Below are 16,158 nucleotides of genomic sequence, written 5' to 3'. Positions count from 1 at the left end.
GGCGGAGGAGGCGGCTCAGGCGTCTTTTCCGGCTCCGGCTCGGGCTGGGGCTTGGGTTGCGGCTTGGGCGGTTCGGGCTGGGGCGTGGGCGGCGGCGAGACGGGCGAATTGCCGTCTGCCCAGAGCTGCACCTGGACGGGGCCAGGGTTCTCGGTATGCCAGTTCACGCCAAAGATCAGGGCAACCAGCAGCAGCAGGTGCACCGCCACAGCCAGAATCAGCGAATTCCGGTTGTCGTTGTTGGGCGGGGTGGCCGGCGGGCCGCTGCGGTGTCGAATTATGGGTGGCGTCATGTGCGGTGCATGCCGGCCAGGCCGGCGGAGGGCGGCGCGTTAGCGTTTCTTGGCGGGGACGGGCTGGGAGGCGGCGCCGGACTGGTCCACCAGCAGGCCCAGGCGGGTGATGCCGTTGGTGCGCAGCTCGTCCATGACCTTTACGACCGTCTCGTAGGGCACCTTGCCGTCGGCGGCGATCACCACCGGCGTTTCCGCAGTAATGCGCGAACGCACTTGCGCGACCAGTTCGGGGCGCGCGATGTCCTGCATGGTGGCGCCGGCTTCGCGCATGCGCAGCGCGATCTTGCCGTCTTCCGAAATCTGGACTTCCAGGGGCTTGACCGGCACGTCGGAGGCGGCGCCCACCGACGGCAGCTGGATCAGTCCGGGCGTGATCAGGGGCGCGGTCACCATGAAGATGACCAGCAGCACCAGCATCACGTCGATGTACGGCACCACGTTGATGTCGGCCTTCATGCGGCGGCCGGACCTGCCGCGCGAGCTTACCGAGGGCATTAGCGCACCTGCCGTTGCAGAATGTTCAGGAATTCATCGACGAAGCTGTCGAAGCGGATCGAGATGCGGTCGATGTCATTCGTGAAGCGGTTGTAGGCAACCACGGCCGGGATGGCGGCGAACAGGCCGATCGCGGTGGCGATCAGCGCCTCGGCAATGCCGGGGGCCACCGAGGCCAGCGTGGCCTGCTGCATGTTCGACAGGCCGATGAAGGCGTGCATGATGCCCCAGACCGTGCCCAACAGGCCGATGTACGGGGACACCGAACCGGCGGACGCCAGGAAGTTGAGGTGGGATTCCAGCGAGTCCATTTCACGCTGGTAGGCGGCGCGCATGGCGCGGCGCGGGCCGTCCAGCACGGCCGTGGCGTCGCCGCTGGCGTTGCCGCGGCGGGCCTTCAGGAATTCGGTCATGCCGGCATCGAAGATGCGGGCGAGGGCGCCTTGCTCGTCGCGGCGCGAGGCCACGGCCTGCTGCAGCATCGACAGGTCGCCGCCCGACCAGAAGTCGTCTTCAAAGCGGCGCGTCTGGTCATGGGCCCGCTTGATGGCCATGCGCTTGGCGAAGATGTAGGTCCAGGACATGATCGAGATGCCCAACAGCATCAGCATGATGAGCTGGACCGGCACGCTGGCGTGCGAAATCAGCGAAAGCAACGACATGTCGTTGGTGACTTGCATGGTTATTCCTGAATGAATTCCAGTTTTGCGCGAATGTCAGCCGGCAACTCCGCCGGCCGCATGTGAACGGCATCGACGCAACAGACTTGGATGTTGCCTTCGGCAAGCAGTTCCCCGTTGCGCTCCGCGCGCTGCGCGAAGTGTATCGAAGCGCGGCCCAGTTTGGTGACTCGGCTGCGTATGGTAAGCAAATCGTCCAGTCTGGCCGGTTTGCGGTAGGACATGTCCAGGGCGCGAACAACGAACAGCCGTTGCTCGCTGGCGGCCAGTCCGGACTGGTTGACGCCAAGGTCCCGCAGCCATTCGGTGCGGGCCCGCTCCAGGAATTTCAAGTAGTTGGCGTAGAAAACCACCCCGCCGGCATCCGTGTCTTCGTAGTAGACGCGGACTTGCAGGGTGGATTCGGCGGACTTCGGGTCGGTCACGGTACTCAACAGATGATATGCGGGTCGGGACGCGGAAAGTCCGTAGTGGCTACAAGGTTAGAGCGTGTCGAGCTTGGTCAGCACGGCTTCAAGCGCGGACTCTACCGGAATCTTGGCCGCTTCGGTTTCCCGGCGGGCCTGCAATTCCACCACACCATCGTTCAGGCCGCGTTCTCCAACTGTTACACGCAGCGGCGCACCGATCAGTTCCCACTCGGCAAACATGACGCCGGGGCGGGCATCGCGGTCGTCCAGCACGACATCAACGCCGCGCGCCAGCAGGGATTCATAGAGCTTTTGCGCGGTGTCACGCACCGTTTCACTTTTGCCCCAGCCCACCGGGCAGATCACCACCTCGAAAGGCGCGAGCGCTCGGGGCCAGATGATGCCGCGCGCGTCGTGGTTCTGCTCGATGGCGGCGCCCACGATGCGGGTCACGCCGATCCCGTAGCAACCCATTTCCAGGACGGCGGGCTTGCCGGTTTCGTCCAGGAAGGTGGCTTTCAGGGCTTCGGAGTACTTCTTGCCCAGGTAGAAGACGTGGCCCACTTCGATGCCACGCTGGATCGACAGCGTGCCCTTGCCGTCGGGCGAGGGGTCACCGGCGACCACGTTGCGCAGGTCGGCCACGAGTTCGGGCTCGGGCAGGTCGCGGCCCCAGTTCACGCCCTGGGTGTGGAAATCTTCGCGGTTGGCGCCGCACACGAAATCGGCCATGTTGGCTACGGTGCGGTCGGCAATGACGTGGACCGGCTTGACCGTCTTGACCGGGCCCAGGTAGCCGGGCTTGCAGCCAAAGTATTCGACGATCTCGGTTTCGGTGGCAAAGCGGAAGCCCGACAGGCCCGGCAGCTTGCCCGCCTTGATTTCATTCAGTTCGTGGTCGCCGCGCAGCAGCAGCAGCCAGATGTCGACCTTGCCCTTTTCGCCGTCGGTGGCCAGGACGATCGACTTGATCGTGCGTTCCAGCGGAATGTCCAGCAGCTTGGCCACGTCCTCGCACTTGGCGGCGCCCGGCGTCGCGACGTCTTGCATCGTCTGGGCGGCAGCGGCACGGGTGGGGTACAGGCTGGGCGCCTCGGCCAGCTCGATGTTGGCGGCGTAGTCCGAGTCCGCGTTGTAGACCAGCAGGTCTTCGCCCGTGTCGGCGATCACCTGGAACTCATGGCTGCGCGTGCCGCCGATGGAACCCGTATCGGCCGCCACCGCGCGGAACTCCAGGCCCAGACGGCCGAAGATGCGCATGTAGGCGGCGAACATGGTGTCGTAGCTCTTCTGGGCGCCGGCTTCGTCACGGTCGAAGGAATACGCGTCCTTCATCGTGAACTCGCGGCCGCGCATCAGGCCGAAGCGCGGACGGCGCTCGTCACGGAACTTGGTCTGAATGTGATAGAAGTTCAGCGGCAACTGGCGGTAGCTGTGGATTTCATTGCGCGCGATGTCCGTGATGACTTCCTCGGATGTCGGCTGCAGCACGAAATCGCGCTGGTGCCGATCCTTGATGCGCAGCAGTTCGGCGCCGTACTGCTCCCAGCGGCCGGATTCCTGCCAGAGTTCGGCCGGCTGCACCACGGGCATCAGCAGCTCGATGGCGCCCGCCGCGTTCATTTCTTCGCGGATGATCGCCTCGACCTTGCGGATGACCTTCAGGCCCAGCGGCATGTAGGTGTAGATGCCGCCCGCGAGCTTGCGGATCATGCCGGCGCGGGTCATCAGCTGGTGGCTGGCGACTTCCGCTTCGGACGGGGCTTCTTTGAGGGTGTTGATGTGGTAGTTGGATGCGCGCATGTTTAAAGGTGGCAGCAGATACGTATAATCGACCGTAATTGTATTGAATTCGGTGGGGGTGGCCCATGCTTGACCGCGAAGGCTACCGCCCCAATGTCGGCATCATTCTCGTCAACACTAGAAACGAGGTCTTTTGGGGCAAGCGTATCAGGGAACATGCGTGGCAGTTCCCCCAGGGCGGCATCAAGTATGGCGAAAGCCCGGTGCAGGCCATGTATCGCGAACTCCATGAAGAGGTGGGCTTGAAGCCCGAGCATGTCCGTATTTTGGGGCGTACACGCGATTGGTTACGTTATAACGTGCCCGATCACTTTGTCCGGCGTGAGTGGCGTGGCCACTATAAAGGACAAAAACAGATTTGGTTCTTGTTGCGCCTGGTGGGACGTGACAGTGATGTTTGCTTGCGCGCGACGCAGCATCCGGAATTCGACGCCTGGCGCTGGAGCCAGTACTGGGTTCCGCTGGATGCCGTCATCGAGTTCAAGCGAGACGTCTATACCCAGGCGTTGAACGAGTTGTCGGCTATCCTCTTTCGGCGCCATCACGAAACCCGCTACCTGCGCCAACGGGTGCATGGTCAGCGGGCTGCAGAGAATTTGCCCGAAGGAACGGACGGTCATGCGCATATTGTTGGTTGAAGACGAACGGGACATGGCGTCCTGGCTGATGCGCGCGCTCGCCCAGAGCGGGTTTGTGCCCGATCACGCGGCGGACGCGCGCACGGCCGAAGCCTTCATGGCGGGCACCGAATACGATGCCATCGTCATGGACTTGCGCCTGCCCGACAAGCATGGTCTGGTCGTCCTCCGGGAAATGCGCAACCGGGACGACCGCACGCCCGTCCTGCTCCTGACCGCGCAAGGTGCGCTGCAGGACCGTGTGCGCGGCCTGAACCTGGGCGCCGACGACTTCCTGACCAAGCCCTTTGCTCTCGAAGAACTCGAAGCGCGCTTGACCGCGCTCGTGCGCCGCAGCCGCGGCCGCCAGCATCCGCGCCTGCAGTGCGGCTCGCTGTCCTACGACAGCGAGAGCCGTGCGTTCACGCTGGACGGATCGCTGCTGTTCCTGACGCCGCGCGAACACGCCGCCCTGGCGGCGCTGCTGACGCGCAGCGGCTACCCGGTGGACAAGTCGCAATTGTTCGGCAAGGTCTTCACGCACGACAGCGAAGCCAATCCGGACGCCATCGAGGTCGTACTGCACCGCCTGCGCAAGAAGCTGGCCGGCAGCGACGTGCGCATCGTGACCGTGCGCGGGCTGGGCTACATGCTGGAAAGCGTCGCCAGCGAGTCCGCGGAACCCTAAGTGAGCCTGCGGATTCCCGGACTGCCGCGCGTCGGCATCCGCGCGCTTCTCATCATCCTGCTGCTGCCCGGCGTGGTGGTGCTGCTGGTCATCGACAGCCTGAACGACTACCGCACCCTGGCCGAGATCACCAACGAAGCCTACGACAGCGCGCTGGTGGAACCTGCGCGGGTGCTTGAAAGCAGCCTGGAATTCACGCCGGACGGCAACCTGCAGGTTGCCACGCCGCTCTACGCGCAGGTCATGCTCGAATCGCGGGCGGGCCTGCGCAAGTATTTCCGCATCGAGGAAATCGATCCGCCCTTGCCCGACGGGGCGCCCGTGCCCCAGACGCAGGGCAAGACGCTGCTGGGCATGCCAGAAATGCCGCGCCCGCCGTCCTGGCCCCGGTCCAACGGCCAACCCATCTTCTACGACAGCGTGTACCGCAACGATCCCGTGCGGGTCGTTTCCGTGGTGCGCGATCTCTATTACCAGGGCCAGCATCGCCAGGTGCTGGTGGTCGTGGCCGAAAGCACCGGCAAGCGCATCGAGGCCGAGAACAATGCGCGGCGCCAGGAGATCCTGCGCGATTCACGCATGCTGGCGCTGGTCGTGCTGCTGGTCTGGTGGGGCGTGTCGTGGGCCTTGAAGCCGCTGCGCCGGCTGCAGGCCGACATCCGCGGACGCCGTCCGGACGACCTGACGCCGCTGGACGCCTCGCGCGTGCCCAGCGAAGTCGCTCCGCTCGTCGAAGCCGTCAATCACCACATCGCCCGCTACCGGCGGGTGCTGGACGAGCAATCCAACTTTCTTGCCGACGCCTCGCATCAATTGCGCACGCCGCTCGCCATCATGCTGACGCAGGCGCAATACACACTGCGCGAACGCGATCCCGCGCGCGTGCGCGAGGGACTTCGCGCCATCGTCGACCAGCTCGGGCGCACGCGCCGGCTGACCGAACAGCTTTTGTCGCTGGCGCACGCAAACCAGGCCGGCCAGACCCCGCGCCAGTTGCTCGACATGAACGCGGTCTCGCGCGAGGTCGTCTTGCAGTACCTGCCGCTTGCGCACGAAAAACAGCAGGATCTGGGCTGGGTGCAGGCCGATGCCGAAGACGGCCAGGACACGCCGGTGCCGGTGTCCGGCAACGAGGCCGAGCTGCACGAGGCCTTGTCCAATCTCGTGCACAACGCGATCCATTACGCGCCGGTCGGCGCGCAAATCACGGTCTCCGTCTGCCGTGCCGACAACAGGGTCGAGGTCGCCGTGTCCGACAATGGGCCGGGCCTGGATCCGGTCATGCGCACGCGCGCCTTCACACGGTTCGAGCGCGTGGGTACGGACAAGCCGGTGACCTCCTCCGGTTCCGGCCTGGGCCTGGGCATCGCGCGCGCCTACGCCCGGCGCAACGAGGGTGACATCGAACTGCGCGATGGCGAGCCCAACGACCAGGGCGGCGTAGGCCTCGCGTCGGTGCTGTGGCTGCCGCTGGCGCCCACCGTATCGCAGTATCCGCGGCCCGCCGAGGTCCAGCTCAAGGGCGATCAATAACCGGGCGATCAATAACCGGGCGATCAATAAGGCGGCGCTCCCCAGCGCCTTCCTCGACGCTCAATCCATCAAGGTCCGCTTCCCCACTACCCGCTTTTTTCGCGGCTTCGCGCATGCCGATCAGGGATAACCCCCGGATTCAGGAATGCGACAGCGCATAGAAAGCGGATTAGCAGCTTCCTTCCGTAATCTGCGATCCGGCCTGTCGTCAGGGGCCGGGCGCTGTCCGCTTCGTGCAGCGCATGAAAGGCCGGCGCTGTCCGGCACAAGGAAGGAGGACGGAAGTGAAAAAGACAATCAACAGAAAGGACTATTACGGCGGCGCGCTGATGGTCCTTATCGGCATGGCCGCGATCTATGGCGGCACCGACTACCACATCGGCTCGCTCAGCCACATGGGTCCGGGATTCTTCCCCGCGGCGCTCGGCGGCCTGCTGGCGCTCACCGGCCTGCTGATCGCGATGTCGGCGCGCTCGGCCGAACCCTCGGCCCCGGCGCCCGCCGAAGGCCATCCCACCGGCATGCCGGACATCCGCGGCAGCGTCTGCATCCTGCTCGGCATCCTGGCTTTCCTGCTGCTGGGCCATTACGGCGGCCTGCTGCCCGCCACGTTCGCCATCGTTTTCATCTCGGCGTTGGGCGACCGCAAGAACACGATCAAACAGGCCATCCTGCTGTCGATCGCCATGTCCGCGATCGCGGTCGTCGTTTTCTGGTGGGCGCTGCAACTGCAGCTTCCGCTGTTCCGCTGGGGTTGATGCGCCATGATTTCTCAAGCTTTGGTAGACCTTTGGTACGGCTTCGGCGTCGCGTTCCAATGGCACAACCTGATGTGGTCGTTCTTCGGCGTGCTGGTGGGCAACCTTATCGGTGTGCTGCCCGGCATGGGCGCGCTGTCCGCGATCTCCATCCTCCTGCCGCTGACCTACGTCATGCAGCCCGTGCCCGCCATCCTGATGCTGGCCGGCATTTTCTATGGCTCGCAATATGGCGGCGCCATCGGCGCGATCCTGCTCAACCTGCCTTCGCATCCGCCGCACGCGGTCACGTGTCTTGATGGTTATCCATTGACCAAGCAGGGCAAGGGCGGGACAGCGCTCGGCATCACGATGATCTGCTCGTTCTTCGCGGCATCGGTCGGCATCATCGTCATGATCTTTGCCTCGCCGCTGCTGGTGGAAGTCGCGTTCAAGTTTGGCCCGACCGAGATCTTCTCGATCATGCTGCTGGGCCTCTTGGCGGGCGCCACCATGTCGCGCGGCTCGCCACTTAAGGGCGTGGCGATGACGCTGTTCGGCCTGATGTGCGGCGTGGTCGGCACCGACGTGAACACCGGCACGATCCGGTTTTCGTTCGGCCTGCTCGACCTGTCCGACGGCCTTGAACTGGTCGCGATCTCGATGGGGCTGTTTGGCGTTGCCGACTTCCTGATGAGCGTGAACCGCATGACCATCATCGGCAGCGGTGCCAAGCTGCGACTGCGCGACATGCGGCCCAGCAAGCAGGAGCTGAAGACCGCCTTCTGGCCCATGGTGCGCGGCACGGCCGTCGGCACGCTGTTCGGCGCCATGCCCGGCACCGGCCCGACCATCACCACCTTCGTCGCCTACGCGCTGGAGCGCAAGGTCTCCAAGACGCCCGAGAAGTTCGGCACCGGCATGATCGCCGGCGTGGCATCGCCGGAAGCATCGTCGCATTCGAAGACGCAGGTCGACTTCATCCCGACGATGAGCTTGGGCATTCCGGGCGACGCCGTGATGGCGCTGATCCTGGGTGCGCTGCTGATCCAGGGCATCCAGCCCGGCCCGCAGCTCATCACCGAGCATCCGGACATCTTCTGGGGCCTCATCGCCAGCTTCTGGGTGGGCAACGTGCTGCTCATGGTGCTGAACGTGCCGCTCATCGGCGTGTGGGTCAAGCTGCTGCAGGTGCCGTACCGCTACCTCTTTCCTTCGGCGTTGTTCTTCATCGCGGTGGGCGTGTACAGCACGCAGAACAGTCTCTTCCAGATCTGGGAAGTGCTGGCTTTCGGGGTGATCGGCGCGGTCCTGATGACGCTGGAGTTCTCGGTGGCGCCCATCCTTCTGGGCTTCGTGCTCGGCCCCATGGTCGAAGAGAATTTCCGCCGCGCGCTGCTGCTGTCGCGCGGTGACCTGGCCGTGTTCGTCGAACGTCCGATCAGCGCATGGTTCATCGGCGCCAGCGCCTTGCTGATCGCGCTGCAGGTATGGGCCTTCCTGCGTCGCAACAAGGGCAAGAACAAGCCTCAGCTGCCGCAGACGGCCTGATCCCCCGGCTTGCATCTGCCACACGCGGCCCGGCTTTTGCCGGGCCGTTTGATTTGTGCGGCGGCATCCCTCATGCTTTGGGTTTTCATCGCCCGCGCACTGCCACCATGCACATTCTCTTTGCTTGTCCCCATCACGATCCCGACGCCTGGGTGCCTCGCCTCGAGGCCGCCATGCCCGGTTGCCGTATTTCGGTGTGGAATCCCGACGGCCCGCCGTCTGGTGCGGAGGTCGCGCTGGTCTGGCGTCCGCCGGCCCAACTCTTCCAGCACGAAACCGGTTTGCAAACCCTCTTCAATCTGGGCGCGGGCGTCGATGCCTTGCTCAAGATGCCGGAGATCCCGGCCCACGTTCGCATCGTGCGTCTCGAAGACGCCGGCATGGCCGTGCAGATGGCCGAATACGCGCTGTATGCGCTGCTGCGCGTCTCGCGCGATTTCGAAGCCTTCGACCAGGCGCAGGCACGCCAACATTGGGACACCCGCGAGGGCACCCGGCAGGCGGACTGGCCCGTGGGCGTACTTGGGTTGGGGCAGGTCGGTGCGCGCGTTGCGCAAACCCTGGCTGAATTCGGCTATCCCGTGGCCGGCTGGTCGCGGTCGCCGCGCGAAATCCCGGGTGTTGAATCCTTCGCCGGCGAGGCCGCCTTGCCGGCCTTCTTGGGCCGCACGCGTTTTCTGGTCAACGTGCTGCCGCTGACGCCCGACACGCAAGGCATCCTCAACCGCGAAACGCTGTCGCAGCTGCTGCCTGACGCGCATCTGGTCAACGTGGGACGCGGCGAGCATCTGGTCGAAGACGATCTGGTGCAGATGCTCGAAGAGGGCGAAATCGCGGGCGCCACGCTCGACGTCTTCCGCACCGAACCGCTGCCGAAAGACCACCCGTTCTGGCACGACCCGCGCGTCCATGTCACGCCGCATATCGCCGCGCGTACGCTGCGCGACGAAAGCATCGAACAGATCGCGGGTAAGGTCGCGCAACTGATGCGCGGCGAATCCATCACCGGCGTCGTGGAGCGCTCGCGCGGCTACTGAGGCGCGGGCGTCACGGCTTTCTCCAGCCGCTCGTACATCGAGGGCAGGCGCTGCGACAGGAAATCCAGCAGCGTCCGCACGGCGGGCATCATGCCCCGCCGTGACGGATAGATGCAGTGCACGATGCCCTCGGGCGATTGCCATTGCGGCAGCACCGGCACCAGCTGCCCGCGGCGCAGTTCCTCCTGCGTGGCGATCGACGGCAGCAACGCGATGCCGCGTCCCCGCACGGCAGCTTCCGTCAGCACGATGAAGTCGTTGCACGACAGTTGCGGTTTCAGTTCGATCTGCACCTCCTCGCCCTTGTCATTGCGCAGCGGCCACTGCACTTCGTTCTGCGGATCGCTGAAACTCAGCGTCACGTGCGACGCCAGGTCCTGCGGCGTATCCGGCGCGCCGTGGCGCTGCAGATATCCCGGACTGGCCACCAGCGTGCCGCGCGCCGTGCCCAGGTGCCGGACAACCAATTCGGCGTCCGTGTCGAGCTTCGTGCGCACCCGCAGCGCCAGGTCCACGCCTTCGCGGATCAGGTCCACCCGCCGGTTGGTCACCAGCAATTGCACCGAGATCGCGGGCCATGCATCCAGGAATTCCGGCAGCAGCGGGGCCAGCACGTCCTGCGCGATCGACACGGGGCAGCTCACGATCACCGGCCCGGTCGGCTCCGCCTGCAACTGCCGCATCGCGTCGTCCGCCGCGCGCGCCGATGCGGCCATCTCCCGGCAGTAATGCAGATAGCGCTCGCCGGCGGACGTCAGCCGAAGCCGGCGGGTGGTGCGCTGCAAAAGACGCACCCCCAGGCTTTCTTCCAGGTGGGAGATACGGCGGGATAGACGGGATTTCGGAATGTCCAGCGCGCGCGCTGCGGCGCTGAAGCCTCCTTGCTCGACGACTTGCGAGAAGTAGTAGAGGTCATTGAGATCTTGCATGATTGTTCTATGCTTGGAACGAACAGTTCATCATACCCGTATTTATGTATTCAATCGGTCCTACTACAGTGTCGCCATGCACAACGGGTCTGCCAACGCCGCCCAAGCGGCAAGGCCCCGCCCGATCATCCTGACGGGTGCGGCGCTGACAGATCCAGACCGTCCACCCCGGGCGGGCCCACTGGAGATATCTGCAATGAAAACCCTGATCATCCTTTCCTCGATTCTCGGCGAACGTTCCAACAGCAAGCAATTGGCCGATCACCTGATCGCCCGCATCAAGGCGTCGAACCCGGCCTCGGCCATCAAGGTTCGCGACATCGGCGCGCAACCCATTCCTTATTTCGACGGCAACACCGCTGGCGCCCTGTTCACGCCCGCTGAATCGCGCTCGGTTGAGCAACAGCGTCTGGTCGAACTGAGCGACTCGCTAGTCGCTGAAGTGATGGAAGCCGATCGCATCGTCTTCGCCGTGCCCGTGTACAACTTCAACCTGCCGGCGCAGTTCAAGTCCTACCTGGATCACCTGGCGCGCGCCGGCGTCACGTTCCGTTATACGTCGGAAGGCGTGCCCGAGGGGCTCGTCAAGGGTAAACAGGTGCTCGTGCTGACCGCGCGTGGTGGCAAGGCGGAAGGCACGCCGTCCGACACGATGACGCCGTACCTGCGCCAGATGCTGGCATTCCTGGGCATGACCGACGTCACCTTCATCGCCGCGGAGGGCATGGCCATGGGCGAAGTGGCCGCGCTGGAAGGATTGGCCCTGGCCAAGCAACGCATCGACGCGCTGCTGCCGGCCGCCGGCGAAGCCTCGCTCGCCGCCTGACGCCGCGCTGCCGCATCAAGCAAAAAGGCGAGCCGCAAGGCTCGCCTTTTTTCATGGGCCGGAAACGGCAGGCTTAGTCGCGCAGGCGCTTGATGAGGCTGGACGTGTCCCACCGTCCGCCGCCCAGTTTCTGGACGTCGCCGTAGAACTGGTCCACCAGCGCGGTCAACGGCAGGCGCGCGCCGTTGTTGCGCGCCTCCGCCAGCACCAGGCCCAGATCCTTGCGCATCCAGTCCACCGCGAAACCGAAGTCGAACTTGTCGTCGACCATGGTGCCGCCGCGGTTCTCCATCTGCCAGCTCTGCGCCGCGCCCTTGCTGATCACGTCCAGCACCTGCTTCATGTCCAGCTCGGCCGCCTGGCCGAATGCGATCGCTTCCGACAGGCCCTGCACGATGCCGGCGATGCAGATCTGGTTGACCATCTTGGCAAGCTGGCCGGCGCCCGGGGGGCCGACCAGCGTGACTGCGCGGCCAAAGCACTGCGCGACGGGCTGGATGGCGTCAAACACCGCCTGCTCGCCGCCGCACATGACCGTCAGCACGCCATTGACGGCGCCTGCCTGACCGCCCGAGACGGGGGCGTCCACGAAGTTCAGGCCCAGCTCCTTGGCTTTCGCGTGCAGTTCGCGCGCCACGTCGGCGGAAGCCGTGGTGTGGTCGACGAACACGGCGCCCGGCGCCATGCCGGCGAACGCGCCGTCAGGACCCAGCACGACGCTGCGCAGGTCGTCGTCATTGCCCACGCAGGCAAAGACGATCTGCGCGCCGGCAACGGCTTCGCGCGGGGTGGCCGCGCTATGGCCGCCAAACTCGGCGACCCAGGCCTGTGCCTTCGCGGGTGTCCGGTTGTAGACAGTGACGTCATGCCCGGCGCGGGCCAGGTGACCGGCCATGGGCAAGCCCATCACGCCCAATCCGAGGAAAGCGACTTTCTGGGCTACGGCTGCGTCGTAGCTCTTGGTACCGATCGTTGCCATGCAATGGACTCCGCTGAATAAGGGTAGGTCTGTTTCAGGACACTAACCTTAACGCAATCAAAAGCCGGCGGCGAGTCCATCTCTGCGGCTATCGCTGGCGCTGACGTAGCCGTCCACGGCCGGGTCGCCCAGCCGCCAGATGAATTGCCCCGATCCAAAGTCCATGTACGGATCGTCCATGCCCTGCAGCACATGGCCGCGCTCGCGCAGCCCCTGCGCAAGGGCAGGGGACACCGTCGGCTCCAGGTCCACCTCCAGGCCCTGGTTCCACTTCCAGCGCGGCGCATCGCACGCGGCCTGCGGCTGCTGGCGGTAGTCCAGCATGCGCACCAGCGCCTGCATCTGGCCCTGCGGCTGCATGTTGCCGCCCATGACGCCAAAGCTCATCACCGGCGCGCCATCACGCATCAGAAAGCCCGGAATGATCGTGTGGAACGGCCGCTTGCCGCCCGCGACCACGTTGGCGTGTTCGGGATCGGCGCTGAAGCAATGGCCACGGTTCTGCAGGCTGACGCCCGTGCCCGGCACCACGACGCCGGATCCGAATCCCATGTAGTTCGATTGGATGAAGCTGACCATCATGCCGTTGCGGTCGGCGGCGGTCAGGTAGACCGTGCCGCCTTGCGGCGCGTGGCCGGTCGCGAAAGTCTGCGCGTGTCGCGGATCGATCAGTCGCGCGCGCTCGGCCAAGTAGTCGGCCCGCAGCATCTCTTCGGGGGCGACCCGCATGTGGCGCTCGTCGGCCACGTGCGCATAGACGTCGGCAAACGCCAGCTTCATCGCTTCGATCAGCAGATGCTGCGTCTCAGGATGATCGATCGGACGCGCCGCCAGATCGAAGTTCTGCAGGATGCCCAGCGCAATCAGCGCCGCGATGCCCTGGCCGTTGGGCGGAATCTGATGCAGCGTATGGCCGCGGTACGCCTGGCTGATCGGCGTGACCCACTCTGGGGTGTAGTCGCTCAGATCTTTCAGCGTCAGGGCCGCGTCGTGCGCTTGCGCGTGTGCCACCAGCTTGTGAGCGGTCTCGCCTTCGTAGAAGTCGCGCCCGCTGGTTGCAGCAATGCGCTTGAGCGTCGATGCCGCGCCTTGCAGCACGAAATGTTCGCCGATGTGCGGCGCACGGCCGCGCGGCAGGAAGTGGTCGGCAAAGCCGGGCTGCGGTTGCAGCACGTCAGCCTGCGCGGTCCACTTCTGATGCACCATCGGTGTGATCGCAAAGCCGCGTTCGGCGTATTCGATGGCGGGCGCCAGGATGTCGGCGAAAGACAGGCGGCCCAGCTTTTCGTGCAACGCCGCCCAGCCGGCCACGCAACCCGGGACGGTCACGCTGTCCCAACCCCTCGCCGGCACCGCGCCCTGATGCTTGCGCCGGAAGTAGTCCACGTTCCAGGCGGCAGGCGCCGGTCCGGAAGCGTTAAGTCCATGCAGCTTGGCGCCGTCCCAGATGATGGCAAAGCAATCCGAACCCAAACCGTTGCTGACGGGTTCGACCATCGCCAGGGTTGCCGCCGCGGCAATGGCCGCGTCCACGGCATTGCCGCCTTGCGCCAGGATGCGCAGGCCGGCCTGCGCAGCCAGTGGCTGGGAGGTGGCGACGACGTTGCGGGCAAAGACGGGCGTGCGGGTACTCGTATACGGATTCTTCCAGTCGAAATTCATGTCGAATCATCGCGTGGGGTAAACCCGTAGCTTAACGTAGATGAAATCGGCTATGTACGATTTGTTGCTGTAGGTAATTTTCAGTAGTCTTCAGCCGGATGGCGCAGGCGCGCCCAAATGAAAAACCCCGGGACGGGCCCGGGGTTTTGAAGGTCAGCGCCGCGGCAGGGCGGCGGCTGTGCCTTAATCTTCTTCGACGAAGGTTTCTTCGCGCTTCTTGCGGATGGCCGGCAGGGCCACCAGGATCACCAGGAACACGGCGACGGCCAGCAGGGTAGCCGACAGCGGACGCGTCACGAAGGTGGAGAAGTCGCCGCGCGACAGCAGCAGGGCACGGCGGAAGTTTTCTTCCATCATGGGACCCAGCACCAGGCCCAGCAGCAGCGGGGCGCCTTCGCACTTCAGCTTCGACCACACATACCCGATGATGCCGAACATGGCCGTGGTGAAGATGTCGAACGGGTTGTAGTTAAGTGAATACACACCGATCGTGCAGAACACCAGAATCGCCGGGAACAGGATGCGGTACGGCACCTTGAGCAGCTTGACCCACAGGCCGATCAGCGGCAGGTTCAGCACCACCAGCATCAGGTTGCCGATCCACATCGAGGCGATCAGGCCCCAGAACAGCTCCGGGTGGCTCGTCATGACTTGCGGGCCGGGCTGAATGTTGTGGATCGTCATGGCGCCCACCATCAGCGCCATTACGGCGTTGCCGGGGATACCAAGCGTCAGCAGCGGAATGAACGAGGTCTGAGCTGCAGCGTTGTTCGCCGATTCCGGACCTGCCAGGCCGGCCGGGTGGCCCTTGCCGAAGCGTTGCGGATTCTTCGAGATCTTCTTTTCCAGCGTGTAGGACGCGAACGAGGACAACACCGCGCCACCACCCGGCAGGATACCCAGGGCCGAACCCAGCGCCGTGCCACGCAGCACGGCGGGAGCGGCTTCCTTGAATTCCTGCTTATTCGGATACAGCGTGCCGATCTTGTCGGTGATGTCGACGCGGTTTTCCTTCTGCTCGAGGTTGGTCATGATTTCGGCAAAGCCGAACACGCCCATGGCCACGATGGCGAAGTCGATGCCGTCTTGCAGTTCCGGCACGCCGAAGTCGAAGCGGGCAACACCCGAGTTGACGTCGGTACCGACCATGCCGAGCAGCAGGCCCAGGATGATCATCGCGATTGCCTTGGGCAGCGAACCCGAGGCCAGCACCACGGCGCCGACCAGGCCCAGGCACATCAGCGAGAAGTATTCGGCAGGGCCGAACTTGAACGCGACTTCAGCAAGCGGGGGCGCGAAGGCAGCCAGCAGCAGCGTGGCAACGCAACCGGCAAAGAACGAACCCAGCGCGGCAATTGCCAGCGCGGCGCCCGCCCGGCCGTTGCGGGCCATCTGGTGACCGTCCAGCACGGTCACCACCGCGGACGTTTCTCCTGGCAACGCCACAAGAATCGCCGTCGTGGAGCCGCCGTACTGGGCGCCGTAGTAAATACCCGCCAGCATGATCAGGCCGGCCACCGGGGGCAGCACGTACGTGATCGGCAGCAGCATTGCGATGGTCGGAACGGGGCCGATGCCCGGCAGCACGCCAATCAGCGTCCCCAGAATGCAGCCCAGCAGTGCGTAAAGCAGGTTCTCGGGCGTGAACGCCACCGAGAAACCCATCATCAGGTTGTCAAACAATTCCATGACCGGTTGCTCCTCAGTTCATGCCCAGAAACGACGGCCACAGCGGGAAAATCAGCCCCAGCCCCTTGATGAATGCCAGGTACGTGAACACCACCAGGAAGATGCCGTTGGCAACAGCGACCTTCAGGTTGAATTCATGGCTGGCAAGACTGCTGACGACCACCAGCACGAACACCGAGATGTACACGCCCAGCAGCGTGAGGATCACGCCATACAGCCCGACGGA

The 16,158-nt window shown here is 64.8% G+C and carries 15 protein-coding genes and 2 pseudogenes; 7 read left to right on the top strand and 10 right to left on the bottom strand.

Annotated elements, in window-relative coordinates; all coding sequences use genetic code 11:
- The 5 genes and pseudogenes from MHZ91_RS27915 to MHZ91_RS27895 all read right to left on the bottom strand — a co-directional run.
- A pseudogene (locus tag MHZ91_RS27915) lies at nt 1-293 on the bottom strand (protein TolA); the annotation flags it as partial.
- A 39-nt stretch (nt 294-332) separates the two neighbouring features.
- Nucleotides 333-791, bottom strand: a complete 459-nt coding sequence (gene tolR, locus MHZ91_RS27910) for a protein TolR (RefSeq protein ID WP_105237338.1) — start codon at nt 789-791, stop codon at nt 333-335.
- The gene (gene tolQ / locus MHZ91_RS27905) at nt 791-1,471 is read right to left on the bottom strand and encodes a protein TolQ (RefSeq protein ID WP_056564211.1); all 681 of its coding nucleotides are present in this window, start codon (nt 1,469-1,471) and stop codon (nt 791-793) included. Before tolQ ends, tolR begins: the two co-directional genes overlap by 1 nt.
- A gap of 2 nt (nt 1,472-1,473) precedes the next feature.
- A complete protein-coding gene (ybgC, locus tag MHZ91_RS27900; protein ID WP_056564208.1) occupies nt 1,474-1,896 on the bottom strand; it encodes a tol-pal system-associated acyl-CoA thioesterase in 423 nt (140 codons plus the stop codon).
- 57 nt (nt 1,897-1,953) lie between these two features.
- Complete coding sequence (locus MHZ91_RS27895) at nt 1,954-3,684, bottom strand: proline--tRNA ligase (protein WP_239216550.1); 1,731 nt, start codon at nt 3,682-3,684, stop codon at nt 1,954-1,956.
- Nucleotides 3,685-3,749: 65 nt separating this feature from the next.
- Between MHZ91_RS27895 and MHZ91_RS27890 the strand changes: the two genes are divergently transcribed.
- The 6 genes from MHZ91_RS27890 (at nt 3,750) to MHZ91_RS27865 (ending at nt 9,847) form a co-directional block, all read left to right on the top strand.
- A complete protein-coding gene (locus MHZ91_RS27890) occupies nt 3,750-4,322 on the top strand; it encodes an RNA pyrophosphohydrolase (RefSeq protein WP_056327909.1) in 573 nt (190 codons plus the stop codon).
- Complete coding sequence (locus tag MHZ91_RS27885) at nt 4,303-4,989, top strand: response regulator (RefSeq protein ID WP_056327910.1); 687 nt, start codon at nt 4,303-4,305, stop codon at nt 4,987-4,989. Before MHZ91_RS27890 ends, MHZ91_RS27885 begins: the two co-directional genes overlap by 20 nt.
- Complete coding sequence (locus MHZ91_RS27880) at nt 4,990-6,522, top strand: sensor histidine kinase (protein WP_175125350.1); 1,533 nt, start codon at nt 4,990-4,992, stop codon at nt 6,520-6,522.
- A gap of 329 nt (nt 6,523-6,851) precedes the next feature.
- Nucleotides 6,852-7,280 carry a tripartite tricarboxylate transporter TctB family protein gene (locus MHZ91_RS27875; protein WP_175139138.1) on the top strand — a complete coding sequence of 143 codons (429 nt, stop codon included), beginning with the start codon at nt 6,852-6,854 and terminating at the stop codon, nt 7,278-7,280.
- A 6-nt stretch (nt 7,281-7,286) separates the two neighbouring features.
- Complete coding sequence (locus MHZ91_RS27870) at nt 7,287-8,810, top strand: tripartite tricarboxylate transporter permease (protein ID WP_175139058.1); 1,524 nt, start codon at nt 7,287-7,289, stop codon at nt 8,808-8,810.
- 107 nt (nt 8,811-8,917) lie between these two features.
- Nucleotides 8,918-9,847, top strand: coding sequence for a glyoxylate/hydroxypyruvate reductase A (locus MHZ91_RS27865; RefSeq protein ID WP_175139057.1), 930 nt, complete (start codon nt 8,918-8,920; stop codon nt 9,845-9,847).
- On the opposite strand, the gene MHZ91_RS27860 is transcribed toward MHZ91_RS27865, so the two are convergent.
- Entirely contained in the window at nt 9,841-10,776 is a 936-nt protein-coding gene (locus tag MHZ91_RS27860) for a LysR family transcriptional regulator (RefSeq protein ID WP_239216549.1), read from the bottom strand. The two genes, MHZ91_RS27865 and MHZ91_RS27860, sit on opposite strands and share 7 nt — an antisense overlap.
- Nucleotides 10,777-10,972: 196 nt before the next feature.
- On the opposite strand from MHZ91_RS27860, the gene MHZ91_RS27855 reads away from it, so the two are divergent.
- The gene (locus tag MHZ91_RS27855; protein ID WP_239216548.1) at nt 10,973-11,602 is read left to right on the top strand and encodes an FMN-dependent NADH-azoreductase; all 630 of its coding nucleotides are present in this window, start codon (nt 10,973-10,975) and stop codon (nt 11,600-11,602) included.
- 73 nt (nt 11,603-11,675) lie between these two features.
- Here the strand turns inward: MHZ91_RS27855 and MHZ91_RS27850 are convergent, their stop codons facing one another.
- From MHZ91_RS27850 to MHZ91_RS27835, 4 genes and pseudogenes are all read right to left on the bottom strand, one after another.
- Nucleotides 11,676-12,581: an NAD(P)-dependent oxidoreductase gene (locus MHZ91_RS27850; RefSeq protein ID WP_175125340.1), complete on the bottom strand. Its 906-nt coding sequence runs from the start codon at nt 12,579-12,581 to the stop codon at nt 11,676-11,678.
- 57 nt (nt 12,582-12,638) lie between these two features.
- The gene (locus MHZ91_RS27845; protein ID WP_218342119.1) at nt 12,639-14,243 is read right to left on the bottom strand and encodes a gamma-glutamyltransferase family protein; all 1,605 of its coding nucleotides are present in this window, start codon (nt 14,241-14,243) and stop codon (nt 12,639-12,641) included.
- 183 nt (nt 14,244-14,426) lie between these two features.
- Nucleotides 14,427-15,932 (bottom strand): tripartite tricarboxylate transporter permease, encoded by a 1,506-nt coding sequence (locus MHZ91_RS27840; protein ID WP_218342117.1) that lies wholly within the window; start codon nt 15,930-15,932, stop codon nt 14,427-14,429.
- A 13-nt stretch (nt 15,933-15,945) separates the two neighbouring features.
- Nucleotides 15,946-16,158, bottom strand: a pseudogene (locus MHZ91_RS27835) (tripartite tricarboxylate transporter TctB family protein); the annotation flags it as partial.

Source organism: Achromobacter sp. ACRQX (assembly GCF_022346505.1).
Classification (GTDB): domain Bacteria; phylum Pseudomonadota; class Gammaproteobacteria; order Burkholderiales; family Burkholderiaceae_B; genus Achromobacter; species Achromobacter animicus.
Note: the sequence above shows the minus strand (reverse complement) of the source record. Positions and strands in the feature narration are given on the sequence as shown.

What these genes read in the sequence shown, in the direction of transcription:
- tolR (WP_105237338.1), bottom strand. Translation starts at nt 791, where the DNA reads ATGCCCTCGGTAAGCTCGCGCGGCAGGTCCGGCCGCCGCATGAAGGCC.
- tolQ (WP_056564211.1), bottom strand. Translation starts at nt 1,471, where the DNA reads ATGCAAGTCACCAACGACATGTCGTTGCTTTCGCTGATTTCGCACGCC.
- MHZ91_RS27895 (WP_239216550.1), bottom strand. Translation starts at nt 3,684, where the DNA reads ATGCGCGCATCCAACTACCACATCAACACCCTCAAAGAAGCCCCGTCC.
- MHZ91_RS27890 (WP_056327909.1), top strand. Translation starts at nt 3,750, where the DNA reads ATGCTTGACCGCGAAGGCTACCGCCCCAATGTCGGCATCATTCTCGTC.
- MHZ91_RS27885 (WP_056327910.1), top strand. Translation starts at nt 4,303, where the DNA reads ATGCGCATATTGTTGGTTGAAGACGAACGGGACATGGCGTCCTGGCTG.
- MHZ91_RS27875 (WP_175139138.1), top strand. Translation starts at nt 6,852, where the DNA reads ATGGTCCTTATCGGCATGGCCGCGATCTATGGCGGCACCGACTACCAC.
- MHZ91_RS27870 (WP_175139058.1), top strand. Translation starts at nt 7,287, where the DNA reads ATGATTTCTCAAGCTTTGGTAGACCTTTGGTACGGCTTCGGCGTCGCG.
- MHZ91_RS27865 (WP_175139057.1), top strand. Translation starts at nt 8,918, where the DNA reads ATGCACATTCTCTTTGCTTGTCCCCATCACGATCCCGACGCCTGGGTG.
- MHZ91_RS27860 (WP_239216549.1), bottom strand. Translation starts at nt 10,776, where the DNA reads ATGCAAGATCTCAATGACCTCTACTACTTCTCGCAAGTCGTCGAGCAA.
- MHZ91_RS27855 (WP_239216548.1), top strand. Translation starts at nt 10,973, where the DNA reads ATGAAAACCCTGATCATCCTTTCCTCGATTCTCGGCGAACGTTCCAAC.
- MHZ91_RS27850 (WP_175125340.1), bottom strand. Translation starts at nt 12,581, where the DNA reads ATGGCAACGATCGGTACCAAGAGCTACGACGCAGCCGTAGCCCAGAAA.
- MHZ91_RS27845 (WP_218342119.1), bottom strand. Translation starts at nt 14,243, where the DNA reads ATGAATTTCGACTGGAAGAATCCGTATACGAGTACCCGCACGCCCGTC.
- MHZ91_RS27840 (WP_218342117.1), bottom strand. Translation starts at nt 15,932, where the DNA reads ATGGAATTGTTTGACAACCTGATGATGGGTTTCTCGGTGGCGTTCACG.